At 47.4% G+C, this 21460-nt stretch carries 21 protein-coding genes; 14 read left to right on the forward strand and 7 right to left on the reverse strand.

Going from position 1 to position 21460, the window contains the following annotated elements:
- Positions 1-27: 27 nt before the first annotated feature.
- Positions 28-1560 carry an MDR family MFS transporter gene (locus tag JNUCC21_RS01620; RefSeq protein ID WP_015239110.1) on the reverse strand — a complete coding sequence of 511 codons (1533 nt, stop codon included), beginning with the start codon at positions 1558-1560 and terminating at the stop codon, positions 28-30.
- Between the two features lie 113 nt (positions 1561-1673).
- On the opposite strand from JNUCC21_RS01620, the gene JNUCC21_RS01625 reads away from it, so the two are divergent.
- The 3 genes from JNUCC21_RS01625 to JNUCC21_RS01635 all read left to right on the forward strand — a co-directional run bounded on the left by JNUCC21_RS01625 (position 1674) and on the right by JNUCC21_RS01635 (position 3654).
- Entirely contained in the window at positions 1674-2135 is a 462-nt protein-coding gene (locus tag JNUCC21_RS01625; protein ID WP_003156626.1) for a MarR family transcriptional regulator, read from the forward strand.
- A gap of 63 nt (positions 2136-2198) precedes the next feature.
- A complete protein-coding gene (locus JNUCC21_RS01630) occupies positions 2199-2828 on the forward strand; it encodes a LysE family translocator (protein ID WP_007409057.1) in 630 nt (209 codons plus the stop codon).
- 64 nt (positions 2829-2892) lie between these two features.
- Positions 2893-3654: a YqcI/YcgG family protein gene (locus JNUCC21_RS01635; RefSeq protein WP_052827023.1), complete on the forward strand. Its 762-nt coding sequence runs from the start codon at positions 2893-2895 to the stop codon at positions 3652-3654.
- Between the two features lies 1 nt (position 3655).
- Here the strand turns inward: JNUCC21_RS01635 and JNUCC21_RS01640 are convergent, their stop codons facing one another.
- Positions 3656-4984: an amino acid permease gene (locus JNUCC21_RS01640; protein ID WP_150940977.1), complete on the reverse strand. Its 1329-nt coding sequence runs from the start codon at positions 4982-4984 to the stop codon at positions 3656-3658.
- Between the two features lie 124 nt (positions 4985-5108).
- On the opposite strand from JNUCC21_RS01640, the gene JNUCC21_RS01645 reads away from it, so the two are divergent.
- Together JNUCC21_RS01645 and nadE are read left to right on the forward strand one after the other, a co-directional pair.
- Positions 5109-5705: a DUF1989 domain-containing protein gene (locus JNUCC21_RS01645; RefSeq protein WP_011996295.1), complete on the forward strand. Its 597-nt coding sequence runs from the start codon at positions 5109-5111 to the stop codon at positions 5703-5705.
- Between the two features lie 134 nt (positions 5706-5839).
- Entirely contained in the window at positions 5840-6658 is an 819-nt protein-coding gene (gene nadE / locus JNUCC21_RS01650; RefSeq protein ID WP_072588774.1) for an ammonia-dependent NAD(+) synthetase, read from the forward strand.
- A 50-nt stretch (positions 6659-6708) separates the two neighbouring features.
- Here nadE and JNUCC21_RS01655 read toward each other — a convergent pair whose 3' ends face one another.
- The 3 genes from JNUCC21_RS01655 to JNUCC21_RS01665 all read right to left on the reverse strand — a co-directional run bounded on the left by JNUCC21_RS01655 (position 6709) and on the right by JNUCC21_RS01665 (position 8595).
- On the reverse strand, positions 6709-6993 hold the full coding sequence (locus JNUCC21_RS01655) for an antimicrobial peptide LCI (RefSeq protein WP_007409062.1): 285 nt from the start codon (positions 6991-6993) through the stop codon (positions 6709-6711).
- Positions 6994-7158: 165 nt separating this feature from the next.
- Positions 7159-7752, reverse strand: a complete 594-nt coding sequence (tmrB, locus tag JNUCC21_RS01660; RefSeq protein ID WP_007409063.1) for a tunicamycin resistance ATP-binding TmrB — start codon at positions 7750-7752, stop codon at positions 7159-7161.
- A 54-nt stretch (positions 7753-7806) separates the two neighbouring features.
- Positions 7807-8595 (reverse strand): sugar phosphate isomerase/epimerase, encoded by a 789-nt coding sequence (locus JNUCC21_RS01665; protein WP_038456907.1) that lies wholly within the window; start codon positions 8593-8595, stop codon positions 7807-7809.
- A gap of 219 nt (positions 8596-8814) precedes the next feature.
- Here JNUCC21_RS01665 and JNUCC21_RS01670 point away from each other — a divergent pair, with 219 nt between their 5' ends.
- The 9 genes from JNUCC21_RS01670 (at position 8815) to JNUCC21_RS01710 (ending at position 19570) form a co-directional block, all read left to right on the forward strand.
- A complete protein-coding gene (locus tag JNUCC21_RS01670; RefSeq protein ID WP_038456908.1) occupies positions 8815-10125 on the forward strand; it encodes an MFS transporter in 1311 nt (436 codons plus the stop codon).
- 125 nt (positions 10126-10250) lie between these two features.
- Positions 10251-10811, forward strand: coding sequence for a shikimate kinase (locus tag JNUCC21_RS01675; RefSeq protein ID WP_038456909.1), 561 nt, complete (start codon positions 10251-10253; stop codon positions 10809-10811).
- A 140-nt stretch (positions 10812-10951) separates the two neighbouring features.
- The gene (gene cah / locus JNUCC21_RS01680) at positions 10952-11908 is read left to right on the forward strand and encodes a cephalosporin C deacetylase (RefSeq protein WP_038456910.1); all 957 of its coding nucleotides are present in this window, start codon (positions 10952-10954) and stop codon (positions 11906-11908) included.
- Between the two features lie 65 nt (positions 11909-11973).
- Complete coding sequence (locus tag JNUCC21_RS01685; protein ID WP_011996301.1) at positions 11974-12759, forward strand: nucleotidyltransferase domain-containing protein; 786 nt, start codon at positions 11974-11976, stop codon at positions 12757-12759.
- 187 nt (positions 12760-12946) lie between these two features.
- On the forward strand, positions 12947-13858 hold the full coding sequence (locus JNUCC21_RS01690; RefSeq protein ID WP_087920787.1) for a proline dehydrogenase family protein: 912 nt from the start codon (positions 12947-12949) through the stop codon (positions 13856-13858).
- A gap of 17 nt (positions 13859-13875) precedes the next feature.
- Positions 13876-15423 (forward strand): L-glutamate gamma-semialdehyde dehydrogenase, encoded by a 1548-nt coding sequence (gene pruA, locus JNUCC21_RS01695; protein WP_011996302.1) that lies wholly within the window; start codon positions 13876-13878, stop codon positions 15421-15423.
- A gap of 91 nt (positions 15424-15514) precedes the next feature.
- Positions 15515-16969, forward strand: coding sequence for a sodium/proline symporter PutP (putP, locus tag JNUCC21_RS01700; protein ID WP_015239118.1), 1455 nt, complete (start codon positions 15515-15517; stop codon positions 16967-16969).
- A gap of 157 nt (positions 16970-17126) precedes the next feature.
- Positions 17127-18362, forward strand: coding sequence for a CdaR family transcriptional regulator (locus tag JNUCC21_RS01705; protein WP_003156600.1), 1236 nt, complete (start codon positions 17127-17129; stop codon positions 18360-18362).
- Positions 18363-18559: 197 nt separating this feature from the next.
- A complete protein-coding gene (locus JNUCC21_RS01710) occupies positions 18560-19570 on the forward strand; it encodes an NAD(P)/FAD-dependent oxidoreductase (protein WP_072588775.1) in 1011 nt (336 codons plus the stop codon).
- A 55-nt stretch (positions 19571-19625) separates the two neighbouring features.
- On the opposite strand, the gene cobA is transcribed toward JNUCC21_RS01710, so the two are convergent.
- The gene (gene cobA / locus JNUCC21_RS01715) at positions 19626-21065 is read right to left on the reverse strand and encodes a uroporphyrinogen-III C-methyltransferase (protein WP_326145693.1); all 1440 of its coding nucleotides are present in this window, start codon (positions 21063-21065) and stop codon (positions 19626-19628) included.
- 66 nt (positions 21066-21131) lie between these two features.
- Positions 21132-21452, reverse strand: a complete 321-nt coding sequence (nirD, locus tag JNUCC21_RS01720) for a nitrite reductase small subunit NirD (protein WP_007409365.1) — start codon at positions 21450-21452, stop codon at positions 21132-21134.
- Between the last annotated feature and the right edge of the window lie 8 nt (positions 21453-21460).

Consider the following 21460-nt stretch of genomic DNA (forward strand, 5'->3'; position numbering starts at 1 on the left):
ATGGCAAACGCCATGTACTGCTTTTTTTTAATTCGCTTTTTTCGCCATTTCCTGAGAGGTTTTTACTCTCGCTTTTCCCATAAACAAAATGGTAACGGCCGCAATGACGATCGGCGCCAGCGCAAGCGTAAATACATATGTGATGCTTTGCGACATGGCGTCAATAATGCGATCCAGAATGTGCGGCGGAATATGAGCGCGCGTGCCGGCCTGGAAAATCTCCTGCGGATTTCCGATGTTCTGCATCGCGCCGCCCGCTCCTTTCATGCCGCTGAATGAATCTGTGAGCTTGTTGGTAAACACATTCGTCTGGATGGTTCCGAAAATCGTCACACCGAGCGTCATACCGAATGATCTCAAAAACGAGTTTGTTGAGTTGGCGCTTCCGCGGTAACGCGGCTCCAGATCGTTCATGGACGCAGCCGGCAGCAGTGAGAAGTTGAAGCCGACGCCGAATCCTGAGATCAGCATGAATACCGTCAGCATCGTACGCGCCGTATCCGGTGTCATATTGGAAAGCAGCAGCATTCCGATAAAGAAAGCGACCACGGAAATCAGCATTAAAGTGCGGAACCGCACTTTTGTCTGGAAAATTCCGCCGATCATACTTCCGATAACAGAACCGATCATCATCGGCGTCAAAATAAAGCCCGCGCTTGTCGCGGTGCTTCCGTACACAGCCTGAACGAAGATCGGGATAAACACCGCTAAAATGACGAACGTGGCTCCGTAAAGGAACGCCAGAATCTGTGCCGTAGCAAATAAACGGTTTTTAAACATCCAAAATGAGATAATCGGTTCTTCCGCTTTTCTTTCCACAATAAAAAAGGCGATAAAGAACACGGCGAACACAGCGAACAGACCGATGATCTGCACGGAGTTCCAATCATACGTTTTTCCGCCGAGCTCAAGAGCGAACATCAGACCGACAATGGAAACCACCAGCGTGATTGCGCCGGCCCAGTCGATTTTCTGCTTCTTGTGTTCAAGGGATTCTTTATAATAACGAAGAATGAAAAACAATGATAAAATACCGATCGGCACGTTGATGTAAAACACCCAGTGCCAGCTGATGGAGTCGGTAATGAGCGCGCCTAAAAGCGGCCCGAGAACGCTGGACAGGCCGAAAACGGCACCGAACATGCCCGACATTTTTCCGCGTTTTTCCGGCGGAAATAAATCAAAAATGATCGTGAAGGCGATCGGCATCAGCGCGCCTCCGCCGATTCCCTGAATGACGCGGTAAATAATGAGCTGATCCATTGTTTGGGCGATTCCGCATAACGCGGATCCGATTAAGAAAAGAATAAGACCGAATAAAAAGAAGCGTTTCCGTCCGTACATATCGGACAGTTTTCCGTAAATCGGCATACCGGCCATAACGGCTACCATGTATGATGCCGTCACCCACGCGAACTTATCGAAACTTCCGAGGTCCGCCACGATATTTCCCATCGCAGTGGCAACGATTGTATTATCCATAGCCGACATTAAAATGCCCAGCAAAAGACCGATGACGACAAACTTCGTCGAGGCGTCCTTCGCGGCTGTTTGTTCCATGCTTTTTCCTCCCATACTTACTTTTGATCATTAAATTTGCTATGATCATATTAGATTTGCCGAAAATTATCTTGATCGTCAAGATAAATTGATTTTATAGGGAGGCCTGTCAGTTGTCAACAAGAAATACCAGAAGCGAGACGGAGGAAACCGCGATACAGTTATTCCGAAAGATGGCCACAAGGACGATCCTGTTTCATCAGGCGGCCGCTCAATCTCTCGGTCTGTTTCCGACCGATTTAAAATCAGCTGATATCTTAAATGAAGCAGGCCCGATGACCGCAGGTGAGCTTGGGAAAAAAACCGGTCTCAGCACAGGTTCGGTAACGGCGCTCATTGACCGGCTCGAAAAAGCGGGATATGTCATGAGGAAAAAAGACCCCGAAGACAAACGTCGGGTGATTATCGTGCCGCTGACAGCCGGAAAGGCGAATGTGAAGCAATTGTTCAGCTCCTTATCCCAGTCCACGATCAGCCTTTGCCGACAATATAAAGAAGAAGAACTGCGGCTGATATTCGATTTTTTAGGAAAAGCGACGGACATGATGGAAGACGAGCTTGAGAAATTAAAATAATATATCATAGCACGGCCCATTCATGAATAACTTGTACAAGTTGCATGAATGAGGGGGAAGCCAATGAACATCTTTTTAAGCTACATCGTTCTCGGGCTGTCATTGTCAGCACCTGTCGGACCGGTCAATGCGGCGCAAATTGACAAAGGCATCAAAAACGGCTTTTGGCATGCATGGATTTTCGGTCTTGGCGCCATGGCCGCGGACGGGCTGTATATGATTCTGATCTATTTCGGGCTGTCTCAATTTTTGACCGCTCCTTTTGTAAAAACGTTTTTGTGGCTCTTCGGTTTTTTCGTGCTGACCTATACGGGAGTCGAAACGCTAAAAAATATCAGGGAAGCCATGAATGTCAGAAGCGGAAAAGGAAAACCGGCTTTTTACAAAACATTCGGCGCGGGATTTTTTATTTCTCTTTCCAATCCGCTGAGCATTTTATTCTGGCTCGGCATATACGGCAGCATCCTCGCTAAAACCGCTGAATCCTTCGATGCAAATCAGCTTTTGATTTACAGCTCCGGCATTCTTCTCGGCATTTTGATCTGGGATTTCTGCATGGCGGTCGCCGCGAGCACTTTCAGAAATCTCCTTCATGAAAAAGCGCTCCGCTGGCTGACGGGAGCGGCGGGTGTGTCTTTGATCGTTTTTGGGTTTTATTTCGGATGGCAGGGGATTCAAATGCTCATCTCATAAATAGAAGAGTCACCCATCGCCTATCTTCATCATAACGTATCATGACGATACTGGAGGTGGGCCGATGACAAGCGGGCTGTACACAAAAAGTTGCCTTGAGGAAAAGTTATTGGATCTGCCAAATTGGCAGAGAATCGCTTTTGAGCTTCTATCAGAAACAATAGGTGATAAAGCGGATACGTTTCCGTGCATTCCCGGACGTCAGGGATTTTTGACAGATCAGCTCCGGATATCTTTTGCGGGTGATCCCCGCGAAGAGGGAACCCCGGAGGAAGTGGGGATGCTGCTGTCCGAGTACGGAAAGATCTCAAGGAATACCGGAAGATACGCGTCGCTGCTTGTGATTTTTGATACGCCTGAGGATTTAGCTGAGCATTATTCCGTTGAGGCGTATGAAGAGCTGTTCTGGTCTTTTTTAAACCGGCTGAGCGGCTGCGACCCGAAAGACTGGCCGGAAGACATGCCGGAAGACCCTGAACATTATAAATGGGAGTTCTGCTTTGACGGCGAGCCGTATTTTATTCTGTGCGCGACGCCTGCGCATGAAGCGAGACAAAGCAGAAGCTTCCCGTTTTTTATGCTGGCGTTTCAGCCGAGATGGGTTTTCGAAGGATTAAACGATTCAACCGCGTTCGGACGAAACATGAGCCGGCTGATCAGAAAACGTTTAGAGGCATATGACGAAGCCCCTCTTCATCCCCGATTGGGGTGGTACGGAGGAAAAGACAATTTAGAATGGAAGCAATATTTCCTCCGTGATGATGAGACGGAAGTGTCAAAGTGTCCCTTTTCTTATTTGAAGAGGCTGTTTAAACCGACGAAATAAGCTATGATCCGGCAGGGCTGTGTCCCTGCTTTTTTTGTACGATCCATGTCACGATCGCAATGACGGCGAGAAAACAAAGGCTGACCAGAAAACCGGGCCGGCTCGATTTCTCAAACAGCGTCCCGGAGACGGCCGCGACAATCAGCACAAGGGCGATAACAATCTGTACGGTTCCCATCTTTGTCGTTTCGAGCAGTTTCTTGCCCGAGAACAAAATGAACAGCCACGTATAAAGAAGCATCAGGCCCGCCGCGGTTGTCATGTGTTCATATATATTTTTCGGCAGCACCAATGACAGGATGATGGAGACGATGAGTCCGGCAAACGTCAATCCGAGCGCAGGCCAGCAGATTTTTTTGTTTTCCTTTAATCTGAAGCATTTCGGCGCATCTCCGTCATCTGCCATCGTACAAAGCAATGTCGTCACGGCAAACAGCGAGGCGACGAGCGTGGAAAATCCCGCAATAATAAAAATCCCGTTAAAAATATCAAGAATGATATCTAAATGAAAACCCTTCAGCGATGTAATAAACGGGCTGTCCTGTTCGGTGAATTTGCCCAGCGGCACTAACAGCAGCGCCAGGCCGAGAGAAATGACGTAAATCACCGCAAGAACGGCAAGCATCAGCCGGCCTGATTTTGAGGCTTCCTCCGGCTTTTTTAAATGCACGGTCATCAGCCCCAAGACTTCAATTCCTCCGAAGGCGTAAAACGCATAAATCAGTCCCGTCCATAACCCCATCGCTCCGTGCGGGAACAAATCCTTAGATTCGTTCGGCACCTGCACATCCGGTTTATGAGAAAATATACCGCACAGCGCCAATATGGCGATCACGATAAACATAAAAATCGCCGCCGTCTTGACAACAGCGAGCACATTTTCCGTTTTTTGAAAAACGGACAGCCCCGTAAATATAATCAAAAGACCGAGCACCGCATAGATGGAGGCGAAAATCCACAGCGGCACATTCGGAAACCAATGCTTCGTAAACAGCGAGATCGCTGTCAGCTGGCTTCCAGTGATCAGCATCTCGGACGACCAGTACACCCATCCGTTGCTGAAACCGGCCCAAGTGCCGAAAGCCTTTCTCGCATAAGCGCAAAAAGACCCCTTTTCGGGCTGTTTGGCCGAAAGCTTCGCGAGCTGCTCAAAGACAAAATAGGTGCCAAGCCCGGCAATAAGAAATGAGATCAGCGCGGAATATCCGCTTTTGACAATAGCGATGCCGGACCCGAGAAAAAAGCCCGTCCCGATTGTGCAGCCGACGCCGATTAAGGAGAGCTGCCACCAAGCGAGATTTCCTTTAGGCTGGTCCTGTGATTTACCCATGAAGTTCAACCCCTTTATCAAAGCTTAGATTGCGGCCGTCAGAAGGGGAATATACATCCAATAAATTGCTTTACATGAAACAAACGGCCGAAGTTCATAATAGAAGAAAAAAAGGAGCAGTCTGATGACACAGCAATTTATCGTACCGCCGAAAAAAGGGCTCGGCCTGAAGGTTCACAAAGGGCAGATTATAAAAGTAGTCGATGTGGAAGGGCAGCAGGTGGCTGATTTTACGGCGTATCATGCCAAGGACTTTTATGAACATCTTGATCAGGGCGCGACGATTGATGCCAACCAGTCCATTCATGTAAAAACAGGTGATCATATTTATTCGAATTTATACAAGCCGATGCTGACGCTGATTGAGGATACAGTCGGCAAGCATGACCTGCTGCTTCCCGCCTGCCGTCCGGATATGAACAGGCTTTTATACGGAAAGCATAAAGACGAGCTCCAGGATACGTGCTATGACAATATGAGCGGGGCGCTTGAACCGTTCGGGGTGCCGCGGCCGCATATGCATTACCCATTTGCCATCTTTATGAACACGGTGCTCGATGAGAAGGGGAACTTATCAGTCGAAACCCCTCTTTCTGACGCGGGTGATTATGTACGGCTCCGTGCGGAAATGGATCTCGTCGTCGCGTTTTCATCCTGTCCGATCGAAAAAGGGAAATGCAACGGAGACAGCATCACGGCGCTGCGGGTGGAAATCAGCTGATCCCGGTGTATTTGGTTCACTTAAAAACTGCACCTGTGCTATATTTAACAAAGAGTCGTACATAGTGGCATGATTCATTTTCAGTATGAACGGGAAATGAATCATAAAGAAACAATGCAGGAGGAGTGATTGGGATGAGCATCCAGAAACAAATTATGAATGATCTCCATGTAAAACCCTCAATTGATCCGAAACAAGAAATTGAGGACAGAGTGAACTTTCTGAAACAATATTTGAAAAAAACAGGTGCCAAAGGCTTTGTGCTCGGCATCAGCGGGGGGCAGGATTCCACGCTTGCGGGACGCCTCGCCCAATTGGCGGCTGAAAGCATCAGAGAAGAAGGCGGAAACGCTGAATTTATCGCCGTCCGTCTTCCGCACGGCACACAGCAGGATGAGGATGACGCCCAATTGGCGCTCAAATTCATTAAACCTGATAAATCATGGACATTTGATATTAAGTCCGCTGTCAGCGCGTTCGCTGATCAGTATAAGAAAGACACGGGCGATCAGCTGTCTGACTTTAACAAAGGAAATGTAAAGGCCAGAATGAGAATGATCGCTCAATATGCCATCGGCGGACAAGAGGGGCTGCTTGTCATCGGAACCGACCATGCGGCCGAGGCGGTGACCGGTTTCTTCACGAAATACGGTGACGGCGGAGCTGATCTGCTGCCGCTGACCGGATTAACGAAACGCCAGGGCAGACGTTTATTAGAAGAGCTCGGCGCGCCGGAACGCCTGTATTTGAAATTACCGACGGCCGATCTGCTTGATGAAAAACCGCAGCAGACTGATGAGACCGAACTCGGCATCACATACAATGACATTGATGATTATTTAGAAGGCAAGGACGTTTCTTCCGAAGTGATTGAGGCGCTGGAAAAACGCTACCTCACTACAGAGCATAAGCGCCAGGTGCCGGCATCGATGTTTGATGATTGGTGGAAATAGAATGAAAAAAACCTCCCTTTTGAAAGGGAGGTTTTTTGTTTATCTCATTTTTATTTATCTACACTTTCATAAATCCCTACCCAATACCCTTTGCTGCTGTCGTAGTATTTGCTTTTGAAAATCCATTTTGTCCCATCTAAAACGAAAGAAGCAGCGAAGTTGCCGTTAGGGCTTTGAACGAGTTTGATGGCATTAATGCCGGCATCTGCTTTCGTTGAGATTGGGCTATTTTCCGCGGATGCGGATGCTGTTGGTGATGCGGCAAAGGCAGGAGCGGCAGACATCAGTAAGGCAAGAGACAGCGCAGAACCGGTTAACACTTTTTTGAATTTCATTTCGAGCACTCCCTTTTCAAATGAAATGTGTTACAGTGTTAATAATTAGATTATTATCCATAAAATTCCTTCTGCATTTCTAAAATTTTTTTCTTAACCTTCAGAGGGGCTTTTTATTTATTGATCCATTTGCATGGATCAGGGACATGTTTTCAAAACGTTTTTTTATTTGATACGGATATGATTCAGCTTCACCATCAATCTGTCGGTGAATCTTCGAAGGCTTCCTCTCGAATCAGGCTCAAGAGGCAGATTTGCTTGGGCAGCGATCGTTTCTGCGACCTGCTGAATAGACATTTGGTCTGTATGGAGATGTTCTGTGAAGAGGCTATCAGACAGGCTGTTGATGCAGCGGTCGATTTGTTTTGCGGCCCAGGAGTTTTTTCCTTCCGCTCTGGTGCGCAGGCGTTTCAGCAATGTTTCCTTTGAAGCCAGCAGGGTAAAGTGGTGAATGGTCCGGCCATCCTGTCTCAGCCTGCTGATAATGTCATGGAAGTATTGATCGTTCGTAATGGTCATGGGCACAATGATGATGCCCTGATATGTATCTGACAAATAGGAAAGCATGCTGTAATTGAATTCCCGCCACAAAGGGTAGCTTTGAAAGTCATCTTCAGCGATATCCGGCGGTATCATCGAACGCATCGCAAACCCCATCTTTTCAGGATCATATATGTAAGACGGTTTCAGTCTTCTGTGCAGTTCAAACGCTGTTTGTGTTTTTCCGGAACCGAAAGCCCCATTTATCCAAATGATCATCATGATATCCCCCTTTTTCTATATGATACAAAAAAAGACCCTTCGATCGAAGAGTCAGCGGGAAAAAACAGACGTATATTCGCGGAGCGATTCCTTTATATGCGTAAAGGCATGTTCCCCAAAATACTCAAGAGAAACAAAACCGTCATATTGTCTGTTCATCAGCTCTTTTAAAAATGCTTTTTGATCGAGATCTCCTTGAAAAATCGGAGTTGGCTTGCTGAGATACCAGTTGTCAAAATTCCAGTGATAGTTTTTCAGATGAATGTGGCTGACGGTATGATACAGTTTTTCCAAAGCGGACATTTGGTCAACGTGATTGACGTGTAGGTTGGAGCCGTCAAAAATGGTGCGGACCCGCGGATGTCCGACATCCTCCAAAAATGCCAGAGCCGCCTCCGGTGTATCCGCGTACGTATCGTAATGAATCTCAAGCCCGATATCGACTTCATAGTCATCTGAGAGCCGTGCCGCCTGCTGAAATTGATCAACCGCACGTTGCCACTTTTCCGGTGACGTCCGGTGCGAAGGAAGATTGCCGGCAAAGACTCTGATCAAGGGACTGTGCAGCTGTCGTGCCGCGCTTAATGCCCTTTGAACATCCTTTAACGCCTGCCTTTCATCCTGAGTGGCGAAGTCAGTGTACAAACTGACGGCAGGCACCCCGATGCCTACCTCCTGAAGCTGCTGATAAAGCCTGTCGAGCGGGCCGATTTCCTCTATATATTGTTTAGCGTGTCCGTACCACAGTTCGATTCCCTCAAAGGAGTGCTCCTTCGCGAAAGAAATGATGTCGAAAATATGCTTTTTCTTAAATCCTGTCGTGCAAAAACTCAGTTTCATCGATAATCCTCCCGTAACTGTCTATCATATGTGTACTTTTTCCCCGGGTGCGATACGGATAAACAGGTGAAAAGGGCAGACACTTTTTTATAAGCGGGGTGTGTCTGCATCAGGTCAGTGCGGCACACAAATTGTTTAACGCTTTTTTGCGTCAAAGTATTAAATAATTAACCGAAGTGTTGTACAATTAATTTCATTCGAGTAAGGGGGGAGAAGCCATTGAAAAAAGAAACGGAGCTGAGGGCCTTCAGTCCCGTCCGCAATAAACCGACTCGCGCTCGTTATGTGATATTGGTTCTTTTGTTTTTTATCACTGCGATTAATTATATAGACCGAGCCAGTGTATCTATTGTCGGCCCATCCATTCAACATTCGCTGAACCTAAGCCCCGCGCTTTTGGGCATCGTTTTTTCTGCGTTCAGCTGGACCTATACGGGGATGCAGATTCCAGGCGGGCTCATTTTGGATAAATTCGGGTCAAAACGGACATACGGAATTTCTTTATTTGTGTGGTCGGTTTTTACCGGAGTACAAGCTTTTGCGACAAGTTTCGGGTTTCTATTCGGCTGCCGCCTGCTCATCGGCATAGCTGAATCGCCGGCGTTTCCGGCAAACAACCGGATTGTCACGACATGGTTTCCAAGGCGGGAACGCGCCTTTGCGACGGGTGTTTATACGGCGGGGGAATATGTCGGGCTGGCGTTTGCCACACCGGTTTTATTCTGGGTGTTAACGGCATTTGACTGGCGCGCCGTATTTATTTCCTCAGGGGTGCTCGGAATTGTTTTCTCCATTTTCTGGTTTAAAATGTATCACGAGCCGAACGGGTATCGGAAAGTGAATCGTGAGGAGCTTGATTATATTAAAGAAGGCGGCGGACTGACTGAGGTGTCTGATTCAGCCGGCGGGATATCGTGGGCGGATTTCGTCCAGCTGCTAAAATACCGCAAGCTTGTCGGATTGTATATCGGCCAATTCGCCGTAGCCTCCACGCTGTTCTTCTTTTTGACATGGTTTCCGACTTATCTGGCGGAGGCAAAGCACATGGCTTTCTTAAAAGTCGGCTTTGCCGCATCAATCCCGTATATCGCCGCTTTTTTCGGCGTATTGTTCGGCGGATTTTGGTCTGACGGCATGATGAAACGGGGGGTGTCGGTGAACGTTGCCCGGAAAACGCCCGTCATCCTCGGTCTTCTGCTGACAGGCTCCATCGTGCTTGCGAATGTTACGGATTCTGCTCCCGCGGTTTTGACGATCTTATCCATTGCTTCTTTTGCGCAGGGCATGTCCAATATATCCTGGACGATGCTGAGTGAGGTCGCGCCAAGCGAAACAATCGGATTGGCAGGGGGCGTCTTTAGCTTTTTCGCCAATATGGCCGGTATTATCACCCCGCTTCTCATCGGGTTTATCGTTTCTGCGACCGGTTCATATAACGGAGCGATTCTGTTTGTCGGCGCTGTCGCATTTATCGGGGCATTTTCTTATATTTTCATTGTCGGAAAGGTGGAACGCATTAAGCTCCGATAGAAAGAAAAACTCATCTCTTCTTATAAAGGATGGGTTTTCTTTCATTGCATTATCTCTATATTTCAATATTGAGTTATCATATAATAAACATAACTTTTTCATTTCTTAGGAGGATTTCGCCGAAGATGAACGCAAAACGTGCCATTCCCGTAAGAGAAAGAAATATCGTACTGATCGGATTCATGGGTGTCGGAAAGACAACAATCGGCCAGCTGGTCGCTAAGAAACTATACAGAGACTTTATTGATATTGATTTGCAGATTGAGAAAGATTTCAATATGTCCATCCCTGAAATGTTTGAGCAGAAGGGTGAAGCCTTTTTCCGTCAGACCGAAAAGGATTATATATTAGATATTTGCCGTAATACGAAATTCAAGATCGTGTCGCTTGGGGGCGGTTCGTTTAAACAAGAGGAAATCAGACAGTGCTGCCTTGAAAACTGCCTCGTGCTCCATCTTGATTTATCATGGGAGAATTGGAAGCAGCGGGCTGACCTGCTGATTGAAAGCCGTCCCGTTCTGCATAACCGTTCCATGGATGAAATGCAGCAGCTCTTTAACGAGCGCCAAAGCATCTATGATAAACATAATTCAAAAGTGGCGACGGATAATCTGGAACCAGAAGAAATCGCCGATTATATCGTAGAAACGTTAAAAATCGGCTGGGACCTGTATCAGCCGATGTAAAAAGAGCCGTGACGCTGTGAGCGCACGGCTTTTTTGTTTTTAAACAAACGTTTATTAAAATGTTTAGAAAATGAGTGTAAAATCGTGTTAAGATAGAGTCAGAAAATTAAATCTTATAAAACAAAGGAGAATAATCGGATATGCAATTATACGACTTGCCGCTCGACCAACTGCAAACCTATAAACCAAATAAAACCGCTCCTCATGACTTTTCGGATTTTTGGGCATCATCATTACATGAGCTTGCAAAGGAAGAGGCAAAGCCTGAATTGACGGCTGAAAGCTACCCGGCTGACGGCGTGAAAGTATTCCGGCTGACATACCGAAGCTTCGGCAAGGCGGAAATTGAGGGATGGTACGCCATTCCCGACCGGCAAGGACCGCATCCGGCCATCGTGAAATATCACGGCTATAATGCGAGCTATGACGGGGATATACATGACATCGTAAATTGGGCGCTTCACGGATATGCCGCGTTCGGCATGCTTGTCCGCGGCCAGCACAGCAGCACAGATACAAGCGTCTCACCGCACGGACACGTTCCCGGCTGGATGACGAAAGGGATTTTAGATAAAGATACATATTATTACCGCGGCGTGTACTTAGACGCCGTCCGGGCTTTGGAAGTCATCAGCGGCTTTGATGAAGTTGATGAAACGAGGATCGCCGTCATCGGCGGGAGCCAGGGAGGCGGACTTTCAATCGCCGCGGCGGCACTATCTGACATTCCGAGAGCGGTTGCGGCCGATTATCCTTATTTAAGCAATTTTGAGCGGGCCATTGATGTCGCTCTTGATGAGCCGTATCTTGAGATTAACTCCTTTTTCAGAAAGAACGGCAGCCCTGAAACGGAGAAGGCCGCGATGAATACACTGGCCTATTTTGATATCATGAATCTGGCGGACCGCGTAAAAGTTCCGGTGCTCATGTCCATCGGGCTGATTGACCGTGTGACCCCGCCGTCGACGGTATTTGCCGCGTACAATCATCTGGAAACGGAAAAAGAATTGAAGGTTTACCGGTATTTCGGACATGAATACATACCTTCTTTCCATACGGAAAAGCTGGCCTTTCTGAAAGCGCATCTGAAAGGCTGACGACAGCGAAAAGCCCAAGTACTTGGGCTTTTTTCAGGAATGATCACGGAAAAGGACGGATACAGATGAAACAAAGGATCATCGAAGAATTAAAACGAATTGAAGCACAGCACGGCGTCAAGGTGCTTTACGCCGTAGAATCAGGGAGCCGCGCATGGGGGTTTCCGTCAAGCGACAGCGACTACGATGTGCGGTTTCTCTATGTGCCGAAAAAAGAATGGTACTTTTCGATCGAACCGCATAGGGATGTCATAGAAGAGCCGATTCATGACATGCTTGACATCAGCGGCTGGGAACTGAGAAAAGCGCTTAGGCTTTTTAAAAAATCAAATCCGCCTCTTTTGGAATGGCTCTCTTCTGAGATGATCTATTATGAAGCTTTCTCAGCGGCTGAAAAGCTTCGAAAACTGAAAATCCGCGCCTTTTCGCCTGAAGCCGGCATCTATCATTATCTCAATATGGCAAAACGGAATGAAAAAACGGAATTGCGGGGCAGTGAAGTAAAGATTAAAAAGTATTTTTATGTTCTGCGTCCTCTCCTTGCCTGCAGATGGATTGAAACGTTCGGCTCCGTACCGCCGATGTCATTTCCCGTACTGGCCGATGCCTTATTGACGGATGAAGCGCTCATTTCTGAAATCAATACACTGCTTACAAGGAAAAAAAGCGGTCAGGAGCTGGCTCCGGAACCCAGAAATACGATCATTCATGCATTTATAGAAGAAGAAATAGAACGCATCGGGCACTATGTCAAAACGATCAAAACGCCGAAACCTGACATAACGGAGGAACTGAATCGGCTATTGATTCAGACCGTCGAAGAGGCGTGGGGGGAAAAAGGCGGAAATTGACGATTGCCGTCATTTCCGTCCGCCTTTTTTCGGCATAATCCGCCTGCTATCTAAGAAGCTGATTGTGGTAAAACCACAAAAATTTATCAGAATCTTTGTATTTTTAGAATATTGTGAGAGGATGTTTTGTCCATTTACAATAGACTCATACAAATACTTCTTAGATTGCGGGGTGTTAAGGTTGGAAGTGATTACAAGAGATTTTTTCTTATTTTTATCCAAGAGCAGCTTTCTCAATAAGATGGCGCGAAGCTGGGGAAGCCGTGTGGCAGCCGGCAAAATCATCGGAGGAATGGATTTCCGCAGTTCTATCCCGACAATCCGACATTTGAACAGCCAGGGGCTGTCAGTTACTGTCGATCATTTGGGGGAATTTGTCAACAGCGGTGATGTCGCGAAAGAACGCACCGAGGAGTGCATGCAGACCATCGCCTTAATCGCTGATGAACAGCTGAATTCCCAAGTGTCATTAAAAATGACGTCTTTAGGTCTTGATATAGATCTCGATCTCGTCTATGAAAATATGACGAAAATCCTCCAGACGGCTGAAAAACATAAAGTCATGGTGACGATTGACATGGAAGATGAAACGAGATGCCAGAAGACGCTGGATATCTTTAAAGACTTCCGAAGCCGGTATGAATATGTAAGCACCGTGGTGCAGGCCTATCTGTACAGAACGGAAAAGGATCTTGATGACCTCAGCCCGCTGAATCCGTTTCTGCGGCTTGTCAAAGGAGCCTATAAAGAATCGGAAAAGGTGGCCTATCCTGAAAAAAGCGACGTCGATGAAAATTATAAAAGACTCATCCGCAAACAGCTTTTAAAAGGACATTATACGGCAGTTGCCACGCATGATGACAAAATGATCGAGTTTACAAAACAGCTTGCCAAAGAGCACGGCATTCCAAACGACCGTTTTGAGTTTCAGATGCTGTACGGCATGCGCTCGCAAACCCAGCTCAGCCTGGTGGAAGAAGGATACCGCATGAGAGTCTACCTGCCTTACGGGGATGACTGGTACGGCTATTTCATGAGACGGCTCGCCGAACGCCCCTCAAACATCGCATTCGCCTTTAAAGGGATGACTAAGAAGTAAAAAAGGGAGAGATGACAATGACTACACCTTATAAACACGAACCATTCACGAATTTCCAAGATCAATCGAACGTTGAAGAATTTAAGAAAGCGCTTGCGACGGTAAATGAGTATCTGGGAAAAGATTATCCGCTCGTCATCAACGGTGAAAAGGTAGAGACGGAAGCGAAAATCGTTTCAATCAATCCGGCTGATAAAGAAGAAGTCGTCGGAAAAGTGTCAAAGGCGTCCCAGGAGCACGCTGAGCAAGCGATTGAAGCTGCTGCGAAAGCGTTCGAAGAGTGGAGATACACATCCCCTGAAGAAAGAGCGGCCGTTTTGTTCCGCGCAGCTGCCAAAGTCCGCCGCAGAAAGCACGAATTCTCCGCCCTGCTCGTCAAGGAAGCGGGAAAACCTTGGAACGAAGCTGATGCAGATACGGCTGAAGCGATTGACTTCATGGAGTATTATGCACGCCAAATGATCGAACTGGCAAAAGGCAAACCGGTCAACAGCCGTGAGGGCGAGAAAAACCAATATGTGTACACGCCGACTGGAGTGACAGTTGTTATTCCGCCGTGGAACTTCTTGTTTGCGATCATGGCAGGAACAACAGTGGCGCCGATCGTTACTGGAAACACAGTGGTTCTAAAACCTGCGAGTGCTACACCTGTTATTGCAGCAAAATTTGTTGAGGTGCTTGAAGAGTCCGGATTGCCAAAAGGCGTAGTCAACTTTGTGCCGGGAAGCGGAGCAGAAGTAGGCGATTATCTTGTTGACCATCCGAAAACAAGCCTTATCACATTTACAGGATCACGTGAAGTCGGTACGAGAATTTTCGAACGCGCGGCGAAAGTGCAGCCGGGCCAGCAGCATCTGAAACGCGTCATTGCAGAAATGGGCGGTAAAGATACGGTTGTCGTTGACGAAGATGCGGACATTGAATTGGCGGCTCAATCCATCTTTACATCAGCATTCGGCTTCGCGGGACAAAAATGTTCTGCAGGTTCACGTGCAGTTGTCCATGAAAAAGTGTATGATCAAGTATTAGAGCGTGTCATTGAAATTACGGAATCAAAAGTAACTGCTAAACCTGACAGTGCAGATGTTTATATGGGGCCTGTCATCGACCAAGGTTCTTACGACAAGATCATGAGCTACATTGAAATCGGAAAAGAAGAAGGCCGTTTAGTAAGCGGCGGCACCGGAGATGATTCAAAAGGCTACTTTATCAAGCCGACGATCTTCGCTGACCTTGATCCGAAAGCAAGACTCATGCAGGAAGAAATTTTCGGGCCTGTCGTGGCGTTTTCTAAAGTATCAAACTTTGATGAAGCGCTGGAAGTGGCGAACAATACTGAATACGGTTTGACAGGCGCGGTCATTACAAATAACCGCAAACATATTGAACGGGCGAAACAGGAATTCCATGTCGGCAACCTGTACTTCAACCGCAATTGTACGGGAGCGATTGTCGGCTACCATCCGTTCGGAGGCTTCAAAATGTCCGGCACTGATTCAAAAGCGGGCGGCCCGGATTATTTGGCCCTCCACATGCAGGCGAAAACAATCAGTGAAATGTTTTAAGAGGGACTGAATGGGCATCCTCCTCGCGGGGGGTGTCCATTTCACCATAAACATATAAAGCGGAGGAGGAAATGCCATAGCAAACATTCAGTTGATTATTTCCATTTGTATTTATATGGCGGGTATGCTGTTTATCGGTTATTTCGCCTACAGACGGACGTCAAATCTGACGGATTACATGCTCGGGGGGCGTTCTTTAGGCCCTGCCGTCACAGCGCTCAGCGCGGGAGCGGCGGATATGAGCGGGTGGCTCTTGATGGGGCTTCCGGGTGCTATGTTCTCGACAGGATTAAGCGGCGCTTGGATTGTGCTCGGGCTTGTGCTCGGGGCGTGGGCGAACTGGCTTTTCGTGGCGCCGAGACTGAGAACGTATACCGAAAAAGCGGGGAATTCCATCACCATTCCGGGTTTCCTTGAAAACCGTTTCGGTGATCATACGAAGCTTCTCAGACTGTTTTCGGGTCTTGTTATTCTCGTCTTTTTCACATTTTACGTATCATCCGGCATGGTATCCGGAGGTGTCTTATTCAACAGCATTTTAGGGTTGAATTACCACACGGGACTGTGGGTCGTGACAGGCGTCGTTGTCGCCTACACCTTGTTCGGGGGCTTTTTGGCGGTAAGCTGGACGGACTTTGTTCAAGGGATCATTATGTTTGTGGCGCTTATTCTTGTGCCGATTGTGACGATTTTCCATACGGGCGGCCCGGGGGAAACCGTTGCCGATATCCGTTCCGTCAACCCGGAACTGTTTAACATGTTCAAAGGGACGACCGTCCTTGGCATTATTTCTTTATTTGCGTGGGGGCTCGGCTATTTCGGGCAGCCGCATATTATTGTGCGCTTTATGGCGATCACGTCTGTGAAAGAAATCAAACGAGCCAGACGGATCGGAATGGGATGGATGATTTTGTCTGCACTAGGCGCGCTGTTTACGGGTCTTGCGGGAATCGCGTATTACCACCAGAACGGACTGAAGCTGGCTGATCCGGAAACCATTTTTATTCAGCTCGGCAACATTCTGTTCCACCCGATTATTACGGGATTTCTCATTTCTGCGATTTTAGCGGCCATTATGAGTACGATTTCGTCTCAGCTGCTCGTTACGTCCAGTTCTTTAGTAGAGGATTTGTATAAGTCCATGTTCAGGCGTTCGGCTTCTGATAAGGAACTCGTATTTCTGGGGAGAATGGCAGTGCTTGCGGTGTCAATCATCGCTTTGGTGCTCGCTTGGGAGAAAAACAACACGATACTTGGTCTTGTCAGCTATGCATGGGCGGGATTCGGCGCTTCATTCGGGCCGGTCGTACTGCTCAGTTTATTTTGGAAACGGATGACGAAATGGGGGGCACTCGCCGGCATGATTGCGGGAGCGATTACCGTAATCATTTGGGCGAATGCCGGTCTTTCAGACTTTTTGTACGAAATCATTCCGGGCTTTGCTGTAAGCCTTGCCGCTGTATTTGTCGTCAGCTTATTGACACAGGCTCCTTCAAAAGATGTCACAGATCAGTTTCATGAGTACCGTGATACACTTTCTCAATAAAAGCAAGGAACGAGAGGAAGAAGGGACCGCCCTTTTTCCTCTTTTCACGATACAGAATTCCGGATTATGCCGTTTTGGGAATATGTGAATTTTTTTCTATACAAAAAGTCACCCCGCAGAGTATGATAAAGATAAAAAGAGCATAGGAGAAATAGGTATGGAAGAGCTTTTAGAGAGAGTTTTTTCATTTACGGACATTGATAAATTAATTGATTTCATCAGTTATGAATTGCAGAAGCCCGTTATTCTGGAAAGCGCGGATTTCTTTTTGCTTGCCTATAATTCTTATTACATTAATCACTTCGACTCCGCCAACCAGCAGACGATATTTTCAAAAAAATGCCCCGTGCAGATTTTTGAAAGGTTTCTGAAGGACGGGGTGATCGAAAAGCTGAAAACCGTTCCTGAACCGTTCCGTGTCGAAAAAATAGACAGTATCGGACTGAATCAGAGAGTGGTTGTAAGCGCAAAACATAAAGGGGAAGTGATGGGCTACATCTGGATTCAGGAGCTCGACCGAAACTTGACGGACGAGGAGCTCGATTTTTTATATGAAACTTCATTCCATGTCGGAAAAATCATCTATAAAACGAACCGGCTGAAACAGGAAAAAGAAGAGAGAGCGGAAGACCTGGTGAAACGGGCGATCTTTCAGCAATTCTCCTCTGAAAAGGAGTTCAGGCGGGAAGCGGAAAAGATGAACGCCGTGCTGCCGTCGGTTTTTTCGGTAGTCGTCCTGCACGCCGCAAATGGGGATGGGGAGGCAGTCGAAGATGTGAAGGAAAATATCAAATCGTACTTGAATTTGCGGGATAAAGTCAGTCACGTCTTAACCATTGATTCCAATATTGTCATCGTCGTCGCAAGCTTCTCGCAAAAAAGCTCCGGCACTTCGGCAGCATCTGAATTCATCCACAAACTGCTGACTCATTTTCACTTTCAGAAGATCCCCACTCCCATCTATATCGGAATCGGCAATGAATACAGCAGCATCCTGAAGCTCGGCAAAAGTTATATAGAGGCCCTTGAAGTCATAAAGGCCGCCGAAATTACCGGAAACCAGGAAAATATTCCGTACGAATACAGTAAGCTCGGGATTTACCGCTATCTTGAAAGCATCGAAGAAAAAAACGCCTCACTGGAATATGTAAACGATGATTTAGCGTTATTAAAAGCCAAAGACAGAGAAAGCAGTACAGAACTGCTGAAAACGTTAGAAATCTATCTCCTCAATAACTGCAAAACAAAACCAGCCGCAGAACAGCTTTTTATTCATCAAAACACATTGAACTACCGTATCAAACAGATTCTTGACATGACATCAATTAATTTAAACGACTTCAGGACAAGGTGCCAGCTGTATCTCGATATCATGCTGATGAAAAAGAGATAAAAAAGAAACCAGTCGCCGTACTGGTTTCAGTTTTAATACCTTCCCGCTTATCAATCTCAGAACCTCACTTCTGAATCACTCCTTTTCCGCAAGAGAGAAATGAATAAACACTTCTCCTCAATATGTGTTATACTTTCATTGATATTGATTCTCAATTAAAAATGTTTGAAGTATAGATATAAACGGGAGGCAGAACGATGGCGGAAAATCATGAGGTGTATGACGTCACGATTATAGGCGGAGGCCCGATCGGCCTGTTTGCGGCTTTTTATTGCGGGATGCGCGAGCTGAAAACGAAAGTGATCGAGTTTTTGCCGCGGCTCGGAGGGAAAGTGTCTATGTTTTTCCCTGAAAAAATCATCCGTGATATCGGCGGAATACCCGGGATTGCCGGAGAACAGCTGATTAAGCAGCTGAAGGAACAGGCTGCGACATTTAAGCCGGATATCGTGTTGAATCAGCGGGTGACCGGATTTGAACGGCTGGAAGACGGAACCATTGTGCTGGAAAGTTCCAAAGGGGAAAAGCACTATACGCGCACGGTGATTTTGGCCGTCGGCATGGGGACGCTTGAGGTCAATGAACTTGACAGCGCGAATGCGAGCCGTTATTCGGGAAAGAACCTTCATTATAAGGTGGAGAAGCTTGATGCGTTTCGAGATAAGCATGTCGTGATTTCCGGAGGGGGAGATACCGCGGTTGACTGGGCGAATGAGCTGGAACCGATTGCGGCGTCTGTTACCGTCTTGCACCGCAGGGAGGAGTTCGGCGGTTTGGAAAGCAGCGTGGCGAAAATGAAGCGGTCTTCCGTGCGGGTGCTTGCGCCATATCGTCTGAAGCATCTCAACGGCACCGGAGAACGGATCGAGAGCGTCACCATTTGCCAAACCGAGTCCGGACTTTCTGAAGTCATCAAGCTTGATGAGCTCATTATCAACCACGGGTTTAAAATTGATCTCGGTCCGATGAAGGACTGGGGGCTTGAGATAGAAGAAGGCAGGATTAAAGCTGACAGACATATGCGGACGAATCTTCCGGGCGTGTTTGTCGCAGGTGACGCCGCCCATTATGAAAGTAAGCTCAGATTGATTGCAGGCGGTTTCACGGAGGGGCCGACCGCCGTGAACAGCGCCAAAGCCTATTTGGACCCGCAGGCGGATCAGATGGCGATGTATTCGACTCACCATAAAAAATTGGTGACACAATAAAAAAGGGCTGACCCCCGATGTTGAGTCTGGGGGGTCAGAAAAGCATTCCGGCGTATCAGCTGTGAACGAGCATGTCTTTCATTTCATTTCGTATAAACGCAAATAACTGTTCCTGATTTTTCACGGCGGTAAACCCGCAGCCGGCGGGGACGTCTTCGCCCATGCAGATGACGGGAGGGCGGTTTGCTGACGGATCCGGTGATATGCCGATTTGTTTTCCGGCGCTGATCAAATGCTGAGCGGATTCTTTGCCAGTACAGATAATCATTTGCAGAGGAGACTCACTGATCGTGCGTTCGATCATGGAAGTGAACCGCTCATCTGCGATATGTTCATGGGTGATATAAAACGGGCATGATTTTGAGTCTGACAAGTTTTCTGCTGCTTGACGGCTTCCTACAATGAGTGAATGCGGAGAATCAATTTGACATTCGGATAGGAGAAAGCCCCGTTTTGTCAGTTCCGTCTTTGCGGCTTCAGTCGCTGCATTCAGGCTTGAGGTCACCCGGCGGATGTCGATCTGCTTGAAAGCCAGTGTGTCAAAGAATTCGCATACCGCAAGGCGTGATGTGAAAAATAGTTGTTCAAAGGTACTGATCTGTTTCAGGATATTTTCGTTTGCGGGCATTTTTTTAACGATCCGCTTCGGCCATTCAATAACATCGGCGCCATATTCGCGCAGCTTGTCTGTCAATGTGTGTTCTTCATCGCCATGAGTGACAACCATGATATGCTGCCCGATGAACGGCTTGCTTTCAAACCAGCTGTGTGTTTGAAAATTGACAATATCACCGATGACGATAATGGCTGGGTTGGTGATGTTTTGGCTTTGAACTTTTTCATGGATATCCTGAAGCGTTCCTTTAACGCTCCGCTGCCGCCCCCACGTCCCCCATTGAATGACGAGTACGGGAACGGAAGGGGATTTTCCGTACTCCGTAAGCTTACGGCATATAAATGACAGATTTTTAACGCCCATATAAAACACAAGCGTTTGAACGCTTCGGGCAAGCCCTTCCCAGTCGAGATTCGGCCTGCCGTGCAATGATGTATCATGAGCGGTGATCATCGCGAAGGACGAAGCGAAATCACGATGGGTGACGGGGACTCCCGCATACAGCGGCGCTGCGATTCCCGAGGTGATGCCGGGCACCATTTCGTAGCGGATGCCGTGCTGATGAAGCGCCTCTGCTTCTTCGCCGACTCTGCCGAACACACTTGGGTCTCCGCCTTTCAAGCGGACAACGGTGAAGCCCTCCGCCGCTTTTTCAATTAGCAGGGCATTTATCTCAGACTGTTTCATAAAATGGCGGTCGGGCAGCTTTCCGCAATAAATGAACCGGCAGTCCGGTGAGGCATATTCAAGAAACTTTGGGTTTGCGAGCCGGTCATACAAAATAATATCCGCTTTCTCCAGAGCCTGTTTTCCTTTTACGGTGATCAGCCCCGGGTCTCCTGGTCCGGCACCGACAAAATATACGATTCCGTTTTTCATGATGGCCTCATCCCTTCAGCAATTTAAAAAATGAAGGACCACTTGAAAAAGTGATCCGGTCTTTGCTCAATACAGGAGGTATACATTCTCTCCTTCAATCAGTGTTTCGTATGTTTTGACACAGCCATGATCCGGCTCTTGGACTTTTCCGTCTTCTAAGGAGATTTTCCAGTCATGCATCGGGCAGAAGACGTATTCTCCGCTGACGATGCCTTCAGCCAGGACGCCCCCTTTATGGGGACAGCGGTTTTCGACGGCGCGGACGCTCCCGTCAGAAAGCTTAAATACGGCAAGCTCTTTATCTTCTATATATACGGTTTTTCCTAACTCCTCGGGTAATTCGTTTACTTTGCCTATGCAAACCTTTGTCATATCTTTATTCACCATGTCCGTTC

Source organism: Bacillus sp. JNUCC-21, assembly GCF_041222765.1.
Lineage (GTDB): Bacteria > Bacillota > Bacilli > Bacillales > Bacillaceae > Bacillus > Bacillus velezensis.